Genomic DNA, 15623 nt, shown 5'->3' with positions numbered 1-15623 from the left:
GGACATGACCATGGCAGAGGCATACATCGTGGCCGCCGCGCGCACGGCCGGCGGGCGGCGCGGCGGCAAGCTCGCGGGCTGGCATCCGGCCGACCTGGCGGCGCAGGTGATCGACGCACTGGTGGCAAGGAGCGGCATCGATCCGGCCGCGGTGGAAGACGTGATCCTCGGCTGCGTGAGCCAGGTGGGCGAGCAGGCGACCAACGTCGCGCGCAACGCGGTGCTGGCCTCGAGGCTGCCCGAGTCGGTGCCGGGCACCTCGGTCGACCGGCAGTGCGGCTCGTCGCAGCAGGCGCTGCACTTTGCGGCGCAGGCCGTGATGTCGGGCGCCATGGACGCGGTGATTGCGGGCGGCGTCGAAAGCATGACGCGCGTGCCGATGTTCACGCCCAATGCGCTGCCGGCCAAGGCGGGCCTGGGCACCTACATGAGCCCGGCCATGAAAAGGCGCTACCCCGGCGTGGAGTTCAGCCAGTTCACCGGCGCCGAGATGATCGCGAAGAACTACGGCATCGACAAGGATGCGCTCGACCGCTACGCGCTCGAAAGCCACCGCCGCGCCATGGCCGCGACGCGCTCGGGCGCGTTCGAAGGCGAGATCGTGCCCATCGAGATCCTGCAAGCCGACGGCAGCGGCACGGGCGAGCGGCACATGGTGGACGAAGGCATCCGCTTCGATGCCACGCTCGAAGGCATTGCGGGCGTCAAGCTGATTGCCGAGGGCGGACGCTGCACCGCCGCCACCGCGAGCCAGATCTGCGACGGCGCGAGCGGCGTGCTGGTGGTGAACGAACGCGGCCTCAAGGCCCTGGGCGTGAAGCCGATCGCGCGCATCCACCACATGAGCGTGATGGGGCACGACCCGGTGATCATGCTGGAGGCCCCGCTGCCCGCCACGCTGCGTGCGCTCAAGAAGGCCGGCATGCGCATCCAGGACATCGATCTCTATGAAGTGAATGAAGCCTTCGCGCCCGTGCCCATCGCCTGGCTGGAGGCATTGGATGCCGACCCCGCGCGGCTCAACGTGAACGGCGGCGCCATCGCGCTCGGCCATCCGCTGGGCGCCTCGGGCACCAAGCTCATGACCACGCTGGTCCACGCGCTCGGCCGGCGCGGCAAGCGCTACGGGCTGCAGACGATGTGCGAAGGCGGCGGCATGGCCAACGTCACCATCGTGGAGAGGCTCTGATGAACGCACCGCAGCCCTATGTGCTCTACGCGCTGGCCGACGGCGTCGCCACGCTCACGCTGAACCTGCCGGCCAAGCTGAACCCGATTGCGCGCGAACTGCAGGTCGAACTGCGCGACACGCTGGAGCGCATCCGCGACGACCGCGCGGTGCGCGCCGTGATCCTGACCGGCGCCGGCAAGGCCTTCTGCGTGGGCGCCGATTTGAGCGCGATGGCGCCAGGCGGCGAAGGCAAGTCGCTCGGCGCGCAGACTGCGGAGTGGATGCAATCGCTCAGCAACCCGCTGATCGAGACGCTGCGCACGCTGCCCGTGCCGGTGGTGGCAGCCGTCAACGGCGCCGCTGCGGGCGCCGGCGTGGGCCTGGCGCTGGCGGCCGACGTGACGGTTGCGGCGCGCAGCGCCTATTTCTACCTGCCCTTCCTGCCCAAGCTCGGCATCGTGCCGGACCTGGGCTGCACCTGGGCCATTCCGCGGCGCACCGGCCGGGCACGCGCGATGGGCATGGCGCTGCTCGACGAGCGCCTGGGCGCCGAGCAGGCGGTGCAATGGGGCCTGATCTGGGCCTGCGCGGACGACGAACAGCTGCTCGACGAAGCACGCGCCATCGCACAGCGGCTCGCCCGCCTGCCGGCGCATGCGGTGGTCGAGGCGCGCGAAACCTTCGAGGCCGCCGAGCGCCACACGCTGGCCGAGCAATTGCACTACGAAAGCGAGCGCCAGCGCGAGCTGATCGACCGCCCCAGCTTCCGCGAAGGCGTGAGCGCTTTCCTGCAGAAGCGCCCGCCAAGCTTCCCCGGGCGCTGAGCCATGATCGAACGCACGCTTTTCAGCGCCGACCACGAGGCCTTCCGCGACAGCTTCCGCCGCTTCATGGACAAGGAGATCGCGCCCTTCCACGAGGCGTGGGAAGAACAGGGCTACGTGGACCGCGCCGTCTGGTCCAAGGCCGGCGAGAACGGCTTTCTCTGCATGGCGCTGCCCGAGGCCTACGGCGGTGCGGGCGCCGACCTGCTCTATTCGGTGATCCAGTTCGAGGAACTCTGGGCGCGAGGCTTCACGGGCATCGGCTTCGGGCTGCACAGCGAGATCGTGGCGCCGTACGTCCTGCGCTACGGCACCGAGGCGCAGAAGCAGCACTACCTGCCCAGGCTCGCGAGCGGCGAGATGGTCGGCGCCATCGCGATGAGCGAGCCCGGCGCGGGCAGCGACCTGCAGGCGGTCAAGACCAGCGCCATCCGCCAGCCCGACGGCAGCTACCTGCTCAATGGCAGCAAGACCTTCATCACCAACGGCTGGCATGCCGACCTCGTGATCGTGGTCGCCAAGACCGACCCGGCCGCGGGCGCCAAGGGCACCAGCCTGTTCCTGGTCGAGCGCGGCATGCCGGGCTTCGAAAAAGGCAAGCGGCTCAAGAAACTCGGGCTGAAGGCGCAGGACACCTCCGAGCTGTTCTTCGACGACGTGCGGCTGCCGGCCGACACATTGCTCGGCGACGCCGCGCAGCTGAACCGCGGCTTCGTCTGCCTGATGGAGCAGCTGCCCTGGGAGCGGCTGCAGATCGCGATCAGCGCGGTGGCTGCGTCGCAGGCGGCCATCGACCAGACCGTCACTTATGTGAAGGAGCGCAAGGTGTTCGGCCAGCCGGTGGGCAGCTACCAGAACACGCGCTACACGCTCGCCGAGCTGCAGACCGAAGTGCAGGTGGCGCAGGTGTTCGTCGACAAGTGCATCGAGCTGCTGATGGCCGAGAAGCTCGATACCGCCACCGCCAGCATGGCCAAGTACTGGACCACCGACCTGCAGTGCAAGGTGATGGACGCCTGCGTGCAGCTGCACGGCGGCTACGGCTTCATGTGGGAATACCCGATCACGCGCGCGTATGCCGATGCGCGGGTGCAGCGCATCTATGGCGGCACGAACGAGATCATGAAGGAAGTGATCACGCGGGCGATGGGCCTCGGCGGGCGCTGAAACAGCACCCCTGGCGCCCGGCCTGAGGCTGCGGGAGAATGGCCGCATGCCCATCCTCAACGCCTTCTACGCCCAGTCGGGCGGCGTCACCTCGGTCATCAATGCGTCGGCCTGCGGCGTGATCGAGACGGCACGAAAACACCCGGACCGCATCGGCAATGTCTACGCCGGGCGCAACGGCATCATCGGCGCGCTGACCGAGGAACTCATCGACACCGGCGCCGAGCCGGCCGAGGCGATTGCGGCGCTGCGCAGCACGCCCTCGGGCGCCTTCGGCTCGTGCCGCTACAAGCTCAAGTCGCTCGAGAAGAACCGGCGCGAATACGAGCGGCTGATCGAGGTGTTCAAGGCGCACGGCATCGGCTATTTCTTCTACAACGGCGGTGGCGATTCGGCCGACACCTGCTTCAAGGTGAGTCAGCTGTCGCAGTCGCTCGGCTTTCCGCTGCAGGCCATCCACGTGCCCAAGACCATCGACAACGACCTGCCGCTGACCGACTGCTGCCCGGGCTTCGGCTCGGTGGCCAAGTACGTGGCGGTGTCGACGCTGGAGGCCTCGTTCGACGTGCGCTCGATGGCCGCCACTTCCACCAAGGTGTTCGTGCTCGAGGTGATGGGGCGGCATGCGGGCTGGATCGCGGCGGCCGGCGGGCTCGTGGCCGACCATGGCATTCCGGTGGTGGTGCTGTTCCCCGAGATCGAGTTCGACAAGGCGCGCTTTCTCGCGCGCGTGGACGAGCTGGTGAAGCAGCACGGCTACTGCTCGGTGGTGGTGTCCGAGGGCTGCCACTACCCCGACGGCAGCTTCCTGGCCGAGCAGGGCACGCGCGACGCCTTCGGCCATGCGCAGCTGGGCGGCGCGGCGCCGGTGGTGGCGCAGATGGTCAAGGAGGCGCTGGGCCACAAGTTCCACTGGGCCGTGGCCGACTACCTGCAGCGCGCGGCGCGGCACATTGCCTCGGCCACCGACGTGAAGCAGGCCTACGAGCTGGGGCAGCGCGCGGTCGAGCTCGCGCTCGAAGGCCGCAACGCGGTGATGCCGACCATCGAACGCACCTCCGATGCGCCCTACACCTACCGCATCGGCAGCGCGCCGCTCGACGCGGTGGCGAATGTCGAAAAGCCCATGCCGCGCGACTTCATCTCGGAGGACGGCTGGGGCATCACCGACCAGTGCAGGCGCTACCTGCTGCCGCTGATCGAAGGCGAGGACTACCCCGCCTACCGCAACGGCCTGCCGGTGTACGCCACCCTGCGCAACGTGGCCGTGCCCAGGAAGCTGCCGGCCTTCGAGCTCGCCTGACGCGATGGAAACAGCCACCGCCACCATCGACACCACGCGCTGTCCGCTGTGCGGCGAGGAGAACCGCTGCGCGATGGAAACCGCGCGCGAAACCGGCCAGCCGCAACCGCCCTGCTGGTGCATGGCGGCCGACTTCGGCAAGGCGCCGTTTGGGGCCCTGCCGCCGGCATCGCGCGGCAAGGCCTGCATGTGCGCGCGCTGCGCCGCGGGGGTGGCGGCCGAGCCTCGTCAGGACTGAGCGGCGCCCTGCTGCTGGTTCTGGGCCTGCGGTACTGGCGCGGGCGCCGCTTGGGAAGCAGCTGCAGGGGCTTTTGCCTCCGGCGGCAGCGGCACGCCGGGCGACGCGGCTGCGGACATGCCGCGGTCACGCTGCTGCGTGATCACGCAGTGGATGAACTGCAGCTTGCCGACGGCCACGCGCGGCAGCACGAAGGGGTAGTAGTCGGGCTGGCCCATGCTGCGCGAAAGTTCGTTGAGCACGTTGGTGAGCAGCACCCAGCCGTTGAGAAAGTCCAGGAACTTGGCGGCGCCGGGATGCTCGGGCTGCCAGAGGTCTTCCGCGGTGAACAGGTCGGTCGCAAGCTCGACGTTGGTGGCGTCCACGCCAAAGCTCATCGCCGTGTCGGCGGTGTCGGCCATGTGCAGGTAGTGGGCCCAGGTCTCGGCCCAGTCTTCCCAGGGATGCATGCTCGCGTAGCTGCTCACGAAGCGGTTGGCCCAGTCGGGCGGCGGGCCCTGTTCGTAGTGCTGCTGGAGCGCCGCGGCGTAGTCGGCGCGCTCGTCGCCGAAGAGCGCGCGGAACTCGTCCAGCCACGGCGTGGGCTGCACCAGCAGGTCCCAGTAGTAGTGGCCGACCTCGTGGCGGAAATGCCCGAGCAGCGTTCGGTAGGGCTCGCGCATTTCGGCGCGGATGCGCTCGCGCACCGCGTCCTCGGCCTCTTCGGCGTTGAGGGTGATCACGCCCTGTTCATGCCCGGTCATCACGTGCGGGCCGCCCGGCATGTTGCCGAGGAAGTCGAAGGCCAGCCCGTGCACCGGATCGGCATGGCGGCTGACCACCGGCAGCCCGAGCGCGAGCAGCTGCGAGATGAGCCGGCGCTTCGCATGCTCGAGCTTGCGCCAGAGTTCGCCATTGCTCTCCACCGAAAGATCGGGGATGGTGCGGGTGACGCTGCAGGCCAGGCAGTAGCCGGGCGCGAGGCCGTCGGTGTTGAACGAAGGGTCGTCGCCCTCGCGCGGGGCCGGCACCATCCAGTTGCAGCTGGCGGCGGTCATGAGGTTGGCGCAGCGGCGGTAGGTGCGGCCGTCGGGATTGCCGAACACGGTGAAGAGTTGCTCTTGTTCTTCAGGCTCGGCGCCGTCGGCTGCGCCGCCCTCGGCCTTGTCTTCGGCCTCGATCGGCGCCAGCGGCACCACGCCCAGGCGCTCGATCACGTAGCCGAGCGGCGTGCGGCAGGCCAGGCACTGGCTGTTGCGCAGGAACACAGGCCGGCCGCACTGGCAGCGGTAGGCGCGGCTCACGGTGGGCGCCGCGAGTTCGGAGGCAAGGTGGGAGGGCGCGCCCGGTTCGGGAGCGCTGGCATGGTCAGGTGGCGTATTCATGTCGTTGTTCTGGAAAGGCAGCGCGGGACAGCGGTGCATTGTGTGACGCGCAGGTGCCGGCTCCGCCGCGCAAAGCCCGATATGCTTGTAGGACGACGGACCCGCATCGAATAAAAAAGCGGGGCCACCGCCCATGACCACCACTCCCAAGCCCGAAGCCGCTTCGCCGGCCCCGCCCTCCATCGGCACCCTGCGCGAACGCTACGGCCCGCGCTACCGCTGGTACCTGCTGCTTTCGGTGATGGTGGGCGTGATGGCGTCGATCATGTCCTCGACCATCGTCAACGTCGCAATCCCGGGCATGAGCCACCATTTCTCGCTGGGTCAGGAGCGCGCGCAGTGGGTGAGCTCGGGCTTCATGGTGGCGATGACGGTCTCGATGCTGACCACGCCTTGGCTGCTGTCGCGCTACGGCTACCGGCGCACCTACGCGGGCACGATGGTGCTGCTGCTCGCGGGCGGCGTGGCGGGCGGGCTGGCCAACAACTTCTCGCTGGTGCTGCTGGCGCGCGTGGCCGAAGGGCTTGCGGCGGGCGTGGTGCAGCCGATTCCGGCCATCATCATCCTGCGCGCCTTCGAGCCGCATGAGCAGGGGCGCGCGAGCGGCATCTTCGGCATGGGCGTGGTGCTGGCGCCGGCCATCGGCCCCAGCATCGGCGGCGTGCTGGTCGACCTGTTCGGCTGGCGCTCGATCTTCTTCATGGTGGTGCCGTTCTGCCTGGCCTCGCTCTGGCTGGCCTACCGGTTCGTGCCCACCACGGCGCCCGGCGGCGTGGCGGCCACGCGCGGCAGCGGGCTCGACTGGCGCGGCCTTGCATTAGGCACCGTGGGCACGCTCTGCCTGCTGAACGGCCTGGTCGAGTTGCGCGGCGATTCGCCGCTGCAGGCCGGCCTGCTGCTGGCAGCCGCGGCGCTGGCCTTTGCAGCCTTCGTCTGGTGGCAGCGCCGCCATGCGGCCGGCGGCGGCGAACCGCTGATGAACCTGGCGCTCTTCCAGTACCGCCAGTTCGCCATGGGCAGCGTGGTCGCCTTCATCTACGGCACGGCGCTGTTCGGCTCCACCTACCTGCTGCCGGTGTACATGCAGGTCGGGCTGCAATTGTCCGCGTCGCACGTGGGCACCATCCTGCTGCCGGCAGGCATCGTGCTGGCCCTGACCATTGCGGGCGTGGGCCGGCTGGCCGACCGGCAGCCGACCTGGATGCTGGTGAGCATCGGCCTGGTGCTGCTGGCGGCTTCGTTCGCGCTGATGGTGGTGCTCCGGCTCGACAGCGCGCTCTGGCTGCTGGTGGCTTTTGCGATCATCGGGCGCATCGGGCTTGGCTTCATCCTGCCCTCGCTCAACCTCGGCTCGATGCGGCCGCTGGCCAAGCCGCTGATTCCACAGGGCGCCAGCGCGATCAACTTCCTGCGCATGCTGGGCGGCGCGGCCGGCGTGAGCCTGTGCGCCATCGTGCTCGAGTGGCGGCTGGCGGCGCATGGCGATTCGCTGGCCAATGCCGCGAGCAGCCCGGCGCGGCTGGCGGCCTTCGACGAGGTGTTCCTGATGCTGGCGGCGCTTTGCGCACTGGCCATTTGCGCGGCCTGGCAGCTTCGGCAGTCCGATCCGGCAAGGGTAAGCACTTAGTAATACTTAAGCACCCATCGTTTCTAATTGTTAGCATTTGTTAGCTAATGATGGGATGGGTTTCATGCAACGCAGAAGTTTTGTCGCCGGAACGGCGGTTTTCGCAGCGGGCCTGGCCCATCTCTCGTCCGCGCAAGCGGCCGAATCCGGGGTGACCGACACCGAGATCGTGCTCGGCAGCTCGGCCGTGCTGAGCGGCCCGCTCGGCTCGCAGATCAAGGTGGTGCACAACGGCGCCGCGCTGGCCTTCGACGCCATCAATGAGCAGGGTGGCGTGGGCGGACGCAAGATCAAGCTGGTGGCGCTGGACGACGAGCTCAAGCCCGAGAAGGCGGTCGAGAACTACGCCAAGCTGCTGAACGACCACCGCGTGTTCGCGTTCTTCGGCTGTGTGGGCTCGGGCACCACGGCCGCCGCGGCCAAGCTGCTGCAGCAAAGCGGCGCGCCCAGCGTCGGCGGCTACGGCGTGGGCGACAGTGCGCGCGAACGCGTGGCGGGCTCGGCCTACTTCGTGCGCGCCAGCAATGCACGCGAAGCGCAGGCGCTGGTCGAGCACCTGTCGACCATCGGCGTGAACAAGATCGCGATCGCCCACCTGGACAATCCCGGCGGCGTGGAGGCGGTGAAGCTGATCGAGGCGGCCATGGCCACGAACAAGCAGGCACCCGCCCTGGTGGTGTCGGTGAAGGGCGACGGCTCGACCTCCGCGGCCGCCGGCAAGATGCTGGCCGACAGCCAGTCCCAGGCCGTGCTGATGTACCTGGCCGGCACCGTGGCCGGCGAGGTGATCAAGGCGACCTATGCGGCCGGCAGCAAGCCGATGTTCTATGGCATGTCGATCGTGCCGGGTGAGGTCACGGCCAAGGTGGTGCAGCTGCAGGCCAGCGGCCTGGCCATCTCGCAGGTCATGCCCTACCCCTGGGGCGAGGTGGAATCCGTCACGCGCGACTACCGCCGGCTGGCCGAGCGCGCGCAGGTGCCGGTGGGCTACGGCAGCTTCGAGGGCTACCTGAACGCGCTGGTGATGATCGAGGCGCTCAAGCGCACCGGCCGCGACCTGACGCGCGCGCGCCTGCATGCAACGCTGCGGGCGTTCAGGCTGCGACTGGCCGGCATGGACATCGACTTCTCGACCGGCGCCAATGCCGGCTCGCGTTTCATCGAGATGGTGCGCGTCACGCCCGAAGGCCGCTTCGTGCGCTGAACCGGCGATGGGGTTCGCCGGGCAGGCGGCGCTCGCGCTCTAATAGCGCCATGTGCCAACTGCTTGGAATGAACTGCAACACGCCCACGGACGTGACCTTCAGCTTTACGGGCTTCGCGCAGCGCGGCGGGCGCACCGACCACCATGCCGACGGCTGGGGCATCGCCTTCTTCGAGGACCGCGGGCTGCGCCACTTCGTCGACCACATGCCCGCGAGCGAGTCGCCGGTGGCCGAGCTGATCCGGCGCTACCCGATCCAGAGCCGCAACGTCATTGCGCACATCCGCAAGGCCACGCAGGGCGCCGTCAACCTGCAGAACTGCCACCCCTTCGTGCGCGAGCTGTGGGGCCGCTACTGGGTGTTCGCCCACAACGGCGACCTGAAGGATTTCCGCCCGCGGCTGCACGGCAACTTCCACCCGGTGGGCAACACCGACAGCGAGCACGCCTTCTGCTGGATCATGCAGGAGCTGGCCAAGTCGCATGCGGGCGTGCCGAGCATCGAGGAGCTCACGCTCACGCTGCGCGAACTGGCGCCGCAGCTCGCGGGCCACGGCACCTTCAACTTCATGCTGTCGAACGGCCAGGCGCTCTGGGCCCACGCCTCCACCCACCTCTGGTACGTGGAGCGGCGCCACCCCTTCGTCACGGCGCAGCTGTCGGACGAAGACCTGGAGATCGACTTTGCGCAGCACACCACGCCGAACGACCGCGTGGCGGTGGTCGTGACCGCGCCGCTCACCACCAACGAAAGCTGGACGGCCTTCGCGCCCGGCGAGCTGCACGTGTTCGTGGACGGACAGCTGGCGCCGTTCTGAAGCGGTCCTGTCCAGCAGGGCTTCGATTGACGACTTTCCCCTGACACTTTTCCGCAACATGGCGGGAAAGTTTCGAAATCATGGGCTTTGTTATCGAATAATAACGGTTCTCATTTGTATTACAGATTGAACCGTTCCATGTCCGCTGCTCCGTTTCCCCGGCTTCGCCCGACCGTGGCCGCCTCGCTGCTCGCCCTGCACGCCGTGGCCGCCCTTGCACAGACCACCGCGGCGCAGCCGGCCGCCTCGCCCTCGCCGTCTTCATCGAACGGCACGCTGGCCACCATCACCGTCGAAGCCAGCGCCGACGCCTCGGCCGAGGGCCTGACCAAGCCCTACGCCGGCGGCCAGGTGGCGCGCGGCGGGCGCGTCGGCATCCTGGGCAACCAGGACATGATGAGCACGCCGTTCTCCGGCACCAGCTACACCCACGAGCTGATCCAGAACCAGCAGGCCAGGAGCGTGGCCGACGTGCTGCAGAACGACCCGACGGTGCGCGTGGCGCGCGGCTTCGGCAACTTCCAGGAGTCGTATTTCATCCGCGGCTTCATCGTCAACTCGGACGACATCGCCTACAACGGGCTCTACGGCCTGCTGCCGCGGCAGTACATCTCGTCCGAACTGTTCGAGCGCGTGGAAGTGTTCCGCGGTGCGAGCGCGTTCCTGAACGGCGCCACGCCCTCGGGCGGCGGCATCGGCGGCAACATCAACCTGCTGCCCAAGCGCGCCCCGAACGAGCCGCTCACGCAGGTCACGCTGGGCACGGCCAGCGGCTCGCAGGCCTATGCCGCAACCGACATCGCGCGCCGCTTCGGCCCCGACCAGAGCGTGGGCGTGCGCCTGAACGCCGCGCACCGCGACGGCGGCACGGGCGTGGACGGCGAAGGCGTCAAGCTCGACGTGCTCTCGGTGGGCCTGGACTGGCGCAGCCGCGATGCGCGCATCTCGGCCGACATCGGCCACCAGGAGCACCGCCTGCGCAACACGCGGCCCAACGTGACGCTCGGCAGCGGCGTCACGGTGGTGCCCAGGGCGCCCGACAACAGCACGAACTTCGCGCAGCCCTGGACCTATTCCTACGAGCGCGACACCTTCGGCTCGGTGCGCGGCGAGTACGACATCACGCCGGACATCACGGCCTGGGCCGCCGCCGGCGCGCGCAGCAGCTACGAGAACAATTCCCTCGCGGGCCCGACGGTCTCCAACGGCCTCACGGGCGCGGCCACGATGACCCGCTTCGACAACACGCGCGAGGACAAGGTCAAGACGGCCGAGATCGGCGTGCGCGGCAAGCTGCGCACCGGCGGCGTGGGCCATGAATGGGTGCTGGGCTATTCCTACTTCGATCTCGAGAAGAAGAACGCCTACGGCATGGGCCTGGGCGCCGGCGGCACGCTCAACACCGGCATCTACTCTCCGCGCAGCTATTTCCCGCCGGCGCTGACCTACCTGGGCAACGACCTCGCCAACCCCGCGCTCAACGGCACCACCACGCTCAAGAGCCTGGCCATCGGCGACACGCTGTCCTTCATGGACGACCGCCTGCGCCTGACGCTGGGCGCGCGCCGCCAGACGATCGAGACCGCCGACATCGGCTACCGCATCGTGAGCAACGGCCGGCAGACCGCCGCCGGCGGCACCGTCACCTCGTACGACCAGAGCCGCACCAGCCCGCTGGCGGGCATCGTGTTCAAGGCCAACGACCGGCTGTCGGTCTATGCGAACTACATCGAAGGGCTGGCGCAGGGCGAAACCGCGCCCGCCCAGTCCGGCGGCCAGCCGGTGCTCAACGCCGGCCAGCAGCTGCGCCCCTACGTCTCCAAGCAGAAGGAGGTCGGCATCAAGTACGACGCCGGCCAGATCGGCGGCACCCTCGCCTTCTTCTCCACCGAGAAGCCGCGCGCCTTCGTGCAGGGCAACTACTTCTCCGCGAACGGCAAGGACCGCCACCAGGGCGCCGAGCTCAGCGTCTTCGGCCAGGTCAGCAAGGGCCTGCGGCTGCTGGGCGGCGTGACCTGGCTGGACGCCAAGCAGAAGGACACGGGCAGCAGCACCACCGACGGCAAGCGCGTGATCGGCGTGCCCAAGGCGCAGGGCAGCATCGGCGTCGAATGGGATGTGCCGGGCGTGCAGGGCCTCTCGCTCGACGGCCGCATGGTGGCGAGCGGATCGAGCTACGCCAATGCCGCCAACACGCTGCGCGTGCCGGGCTGGACCCGCGTGGACATCGGCGCACGCTACGTGACCGAAGTGAGCGGCAAGCTGCTCACCCTGCGCGCGCGCATCGAGAACCTGGCCGACCGCAACTACTGGTCCTCGGTCGGCGGCTATCCCGGCTCCGGCTACCTGGTGCTCGGCGCGCCCCGCACGTTCAACCTCTCGGCCACGCTCGAGTTCTGATGCGCGCCCTTGCAACCGCCGTGCACCGCTGGGCGGGACTGGCGGTGGCCCTGTTCCTCGTCGTCTCGGGGCTGACCGGCGCCGTCATCTCGTGGGACCACGAGATCGACGGCTGGCTCAACCGCAAGCTCTACGACACCGCGAGCCGCGGCCCCTTCAAGGATCCGTTCGAGCTCGCCGCCGCGGTCGAGGCGCACGATCCGCGCGCGCGGGTCGCCTACCTCCCGCTGGGTTTCGAGGAAGGCCACGCCGCCGGCTACTTCGTGCAGCCGCGCACCGACCCGGCGACCGGCAAGCCCTTCAGGCTCGGCTACAACCAGGTGTTCGTCGACCCGGTGACGGCCGAGGTGCGCGGCCGCCGCGACTCGACCGCGATCTCGCTCAAGCCCGAGACGCTGATGCCCTTCCTGCGCAAGCTCCACTACATGCTGCACGTGCCGGCGATGTGGGGCACCGACCGGCTGGGCTACTGGATCATGGGCACGGTGGCGCTGGTGTGGCTGCTCGACAGCTTCGTCGCGCTCTACCTCACGACGCCGCGCCGGCTGCGCCAGGCAGTGCATCCGGCGCACCGGCCCGCGGGCGCCTGGTGGCAGCGCTGGAAGCCGGCCTGGACGGTGCGCTGGGCCGCCGGCGGCTACCGGCTCAACTTCGACCTGCACCGCGCGGGCGGGCTGTGGATGTGGCTGCTGATCATCGTCATCGCCTTCACCTCGTTCTCGCTGAACCTCTACAAGGAGGTGTTCCATCCGATGCTCTCGCTGGTGTCGAAGACCACGCCGGGACCGTCGGCGCTGGTGCCGCTCGCGCCGCTGGGCACGCGCATCGAGCCCGCCATCGGCTTTCGCGAGATCGTGGCGCGGGCCGATGCCGAGGCGCGGCGCCGCGGCTGGACCACGCCGCTGGGCGGCGTGTTCTACAACGCGCGCGGCGGCTTCTACAACATCTCGTTCTTCGACCGCGCCTCGCACGACGACAGCGATGGCATGGGCCTGTCGAACCTCTACCTCGACGGGCGCGACGGCCACCTCATCGGCAGCAACCGGCCGTGGCACGGCACGGCGGCCGACGTGTTCGCGCAGCTGCAGCTGCCGCTGCATGGCGGGCGCATCCTCGGGCTGCCGGGGCGCATCCTGATGTCGGCCATGGGCCTTGCGGTGGCGATGCTGTCGATCACGGGCATCGTGATCTGGGCGCGCAAGCTGCGCTCGCGGCGGCTGCAGGACCAGCGCCAGCGCGAACCGGCCGGCGCGGCCCCGGCGCTCAGGCAGGACGCAGGGTTTTCTCCAGCGCGTCGATGAACATCGCCGGCACGTCGAAGCCGGTCTGCTCGGTGATCTCCTGGAAGCAGGTCGGGCTGGTCACGTTGATCTCGGTCACCGAGTCGCCGATCACGTCGAGCCCGATCAGGAGCAGGCCGCGCGGTGCGAGGGCGCGGCCCACGGTTTCGGCGATCTCGCGGTTGCGCGGCGTGAGCGGCTGCGCCACGCCCTTGCCGCCGGCCGCCAGGTTGCCGCGCACTTCGGTGCCCTGCGGAATGCGCGCCAGCACGAAGGGCGCCGGCTCGCCCGCAATGATCAGGATGCGCTTGTCGCCCTGCACGATATCGGGCACGAAGCGCTGCACCATGATGGTCTCGGCGCCGTTCTTGTTGAGCGTCTCGACGATGGAGCCGAGGTTCAGCGCGTCCTGCCTCACGCGGAAGATGCCCATGCCGCCCATGCCGTCGAGCGGCTTCAGGATGATGTCGCCGTGCTCGGCATGGAAGTCGCGCACGGCCTGCGCGCTGCGCGTGACCAGCGTGGGCGTGGTGAACTGCGGAAACTCCATGATCGCGAGCTTCTCGGGATGGTCGCGCAGTGCGCGCGGCTTGTTGACCACGTGCGCGCCTTCGCGTTCGGCCTGCTCGAGCAGGTGGGTGGCGTAGATGTACTCGGCGTCGAAGGGCGGATCCTTGCGCATGAGCACCGCGTCGAAGTCCTTCAGCGCCTTCGACTCGCGGATGTCCTCGCGGTACCAGGCCTTGCTGTCGCCGGTGAGCGTGATCTGCTGCACGTTGGCCGTGACCAGCCCGCCCGACACCCACTGCAGCTCTTCCGGCAGGCAGGCCGCGATGCGGTGCCCACGGCGCTGGGCCTCGCGCATCATCGAGAAGGTGGTGTCCTTGTAGATCTTGAAGTGATCGAGCGGATCGGCGACGAAGAGGATGTTTTTCATCTGGGAGTCTTTCCGGCGCCGGGTGTGGCCGCCATGTTGCTGCTGTCTGGCGCGATGTTGCCGGAAGCGGCGATGCCCTTGCCGGCGGAGGCCTTTGTGCGCCCGGCCTGCTGCACCGCGAGTGCGAGCGCGCCCGCCACCACGCCCCAGAAGGCCGAGCCGATGCCCGCGATGGCCACGCCCGAGAGCGTCACCAGGAAGGTGATGACCGCGGCCTCGCGGTGCGGCTCGTCGCGCACCGCGGCGGCCAGCCCGCTGCCGATGGTGCCCAGCAGCGCCAGGCCGGCAATGGCGGCGACCAGTTCCTTCGGAAAGGCCGTGAGCAGCCCGGTGACCGCTGCGCCGAAGAAGGCGATCACCACGTAGAGCGCGCCGCAGCTCACCGCGGCCGTGTATCGGCGCGCCGGGTCTTCGTGCGCCTCGCGGCCCATGCAGATGGCGGCGGTGATCGCGCCCAGGTTCAGGGCAAAGGCACCGAAGGGCGCGAGCACCAGCGTGGCGAGGCCGGTTGCCGTGATGATCTTGCTGATCGGCAGGTCGCCGTAGCCTGCGGCGCGGATGGTCGCCACGCCCGGCAGGTTCTGCGAGGCCATGGTGACGATGAAGAGCGGCAGCGCCAGGCTCACGATGGCCTGCCAGCCGAACACCGGCATGGTGAACACCGGCCAGGTGAGCGAGAACTGCACCGCGGACACGCTCATCTCGCCGCGCGCGGCCGCAAAGGCAACGGCCGCCAGCAGCGTGAGCGGCACCGCATAGCGCGGCAGCAGGCGCCTGGCCACCAGGTAGGTGCCGAGCATCAGCAGCACCAGCGGCAGCGCGGTTCTCGCGGCGATGAAGGCGTCGAGCCCGAAGCGCGCGAGCACCCCGGCCAGCAGCGCGGCGGCAATGGCCATCGGGATCCGGTTCATCACGCGCTCGAACCATCCCGTGGCGCCCGCCAGCACGACCAGCAGCGCGCAGGCGATGAAGGCGCCGACCGCCTCGCCCATGCCATAGCTGCCGGCCGCCACGGCGAGCACCGCGGCGCCCGGCGTGCTCCAGGCGATCATCACCGGCTTGCGCCACCACAGCGACAGCAGGATGGACGGCAGGCCCATGCCGATGCCCAGCGCCCACATCCACGAGGCCGCAAGCTCGGGCGTGGCGCCGAAGGCCTGCGCGGCCTGGAACACGATGGCCACCGAGCTCGTGAAGCCCACGAGCACCGCGACGAAGCCCGCAGTGAAGGCCGAGAGGCTCAGATCCTTGAAAAAACGCATCGGGCGATTGTGCCGGGGACGCCGCGGC

13 protein-coding genes are annotated in these 15623 nt (G+C 69.2%); 10 read left to right on the top strand and 3 right to left on the bottom strand.

The window, feature by feature from the left end; all coding sequences use genetic code 11:
* Positions 1 to 10 precede the first annotated feature (10 nt).
* Genes ACAM58_RS02855 through ACAM58_RS02835 form a run of 5 tightly spaced genes read left to right on the top strand, consistent with a single transcriptional unit; the run spans position 11 to position 4703 of the window.
* On the top strand, positions 11 to 1189 hold the full coding sequence (locus tag ACAM58_RS02855) for an acetyl-CoA C-acetyltransferase (RefSeq protein WP_026283920.1): 1179 nt from the start codon (positions 11 to 13) through the stop codon (positions 1187 to 1189).
* Positions 1189 to 1995, top strand: a complete 807-nt coding sequence (locus ACAM58_RS02850; protein ID WP_369664089.1) for an enoyl-CoA hydratase-related protein — start codon at positions 1189 to 1191, stop codon at positions 1993 to 1995. Before ACAM58_RS02855 ends, ACAM58_RS02850 begins: the two co-directional genes overlap by 1 nt.
* 3 nt (positions 1996 to 1998) lie before the next feature.
* Entirely contained in the window at positions 1999 to 3162 is a 1164-nt protein-coding gene (locus ACAM58_RS02845; RefSeq protein WP_018903998.1) for an acyl-CoA dehydrogenase family protein, read from the top strand.
* Positions 3163 to 3208: 46 nt separating this feature from the next.
* A complete protein-coding gene (locus tag ACAM58_RS02840) occupies positions 3209 to 4465 on the top strand; it encodes a 6-phosphofructokinase (RefSeq protein WP_369664088.1) in 1257 nt (418 codons plus the stop codon).
* A gap of 4 nt (positions 4466 to 4469) precedes the next feature.
* Entirely contained in the window at positions 4470 to 4703 is a 234-nt protein-coding gene (locus ACAM58_RS02835; RefSeq protein WP_369664087.1) for a cysteine-rich CWC family protein, read from the top strand.
* Here ACAM58_RS02835 and ACAM58_RS02830 read toward each other — a convergent pair.
* On the bottom strand, positions 4694 to 6067 hold the full coding sequence (locus ACAM58_RS02830; protein ID WP_369664086.1) for a putative zinc-binding metallopeptidase: 1374 nt from the start codon (positions 6065 to 6067) through the stop codon (positions 4694 to 4696). The two genes, ACAM58_RS02835 and ACAM58_RS02830, sit on opposite strands and share 10 nt — an antisense overlap.
* 133 nt (positions 6068 to 6200) lie before the next feature.
* Between ACAM58_RS02830 and ACAM58_RS02825 the strand changes: the two genes are divergently transcribed.
* The 5 genes from ACAM58_RS02825 to ACAM58_RS02805 all read left to right on the top strand — a co-directional run bounded on the left by ACAM58_RS02825 (position 6201) and on the right by ACAM58_RS02805 (position 13417).
* A complete protein-coding gene (locus ACAM58_RS02825; protein ID WP_012745600.1) occupies positions 6201 to 7694 on the top strand; it encodes a DHA2 family efflux MFS transporter permease subunit in 1494 nt (497 codons plus the stop codon).
* A 64-nt stretch (positions 7695 to 7758) separates the two neighbouring features.
* The gene (locus ACAM58_RS02820) at positions 7759 to 8898 is read left to right on the top strand and encodes an ABC transporter substrate-binding protein (RefSeq protein WP_012745599.1); all 1140 of its coding nucleotides are present in this window, start codon (positions 7759 to 7761) and stop codon (positions 8896 to 8898) included.
* Positions 8899 to 8948: 50 nt separating this feature from the next.
* Positions 8949 to 9716: a class II glutamine amidotransferase gene (locus tag ACAM58_RS02815; RefSeq protein ID WP_012745598.1), complete on the top strand. Its 768-nt coding sequence runs from the start codon at positions 8949 to 8951 to the stop codon at positions 9714 to 9716.
* A gap of 138 nt (positions 9717 to 9854) precedes the next feature.
* Positions 9855 to 12116, top strand: a complete 2262-nt coding sequence (locus ACAM58_RS02810) for a TonB-dependent receptor (RefSeq protein WP_369664085.1) — start codon at positions 9855 to 9857, stop codon at positions 12114 to 12116.
* A complete protein-coding gene (locus ACAM58_RS02805) occupies positions 12116 to 13417 on the top strand; it encodes a PepSY-associated TM helix domain-containing protein (protein WP_369664084.1) in 1302 nt (433 codons plus the stop codon). Before ACAM58_RS02810 ends, ACAM58_RS02805 begins: the two co-directional genes overlap by 1 nt.
* On the opposite strand, the gene gshB is transcribed toward ACAM58_RS02805, so the two are convergent.
* On the bottom strand, positions 13380 to 14333 hold the full coding sequence (gene gshB, locus ACAM58_RS02800; protein ID WP_369664083.1) for a glutathione synthase: 954 nt from the start codon (positions 14331 to 14333) through the stop codon (positions 13380 to 13382). The two genes, ACAM58_RS02805 and gshB, sit on opposite strands and share 38 nt — an antisense overlap.
* On the bottom strand, positions 14330 to 15595 hold the full coding sequence (locus tag ACAM58_RS02795; RefSeq protein WP_369664082.1) for a benzoate/H(+) symporter BenE family transporter: 1266 nt from the start codon (positions 15593 to 15595) through the stop codon (positions 14330 to 14332). Before ACAM58_RS02795 ends, gshB begins: the two co-directional genes overlap by 4 nt.
* Positions 15596 to 15623 lie beyond the last annotated feature (28 nt).

Origin of the sequence: Variovorax sp. V116 (genome assembly GCF_041154435.1) — a bacterium.
Taxonomy (GTDB): Bacteria; Pseudomonadota; Gammaproteobacteria; order Burkholderiales; family Burkholderiaceae_C; genus Variovorax; species Variovorax paradoxus.
Note: the sequence above shows the minus strand (reverse complement) of the source record. Positions and strands in the feature narration are given on the sequence as shown.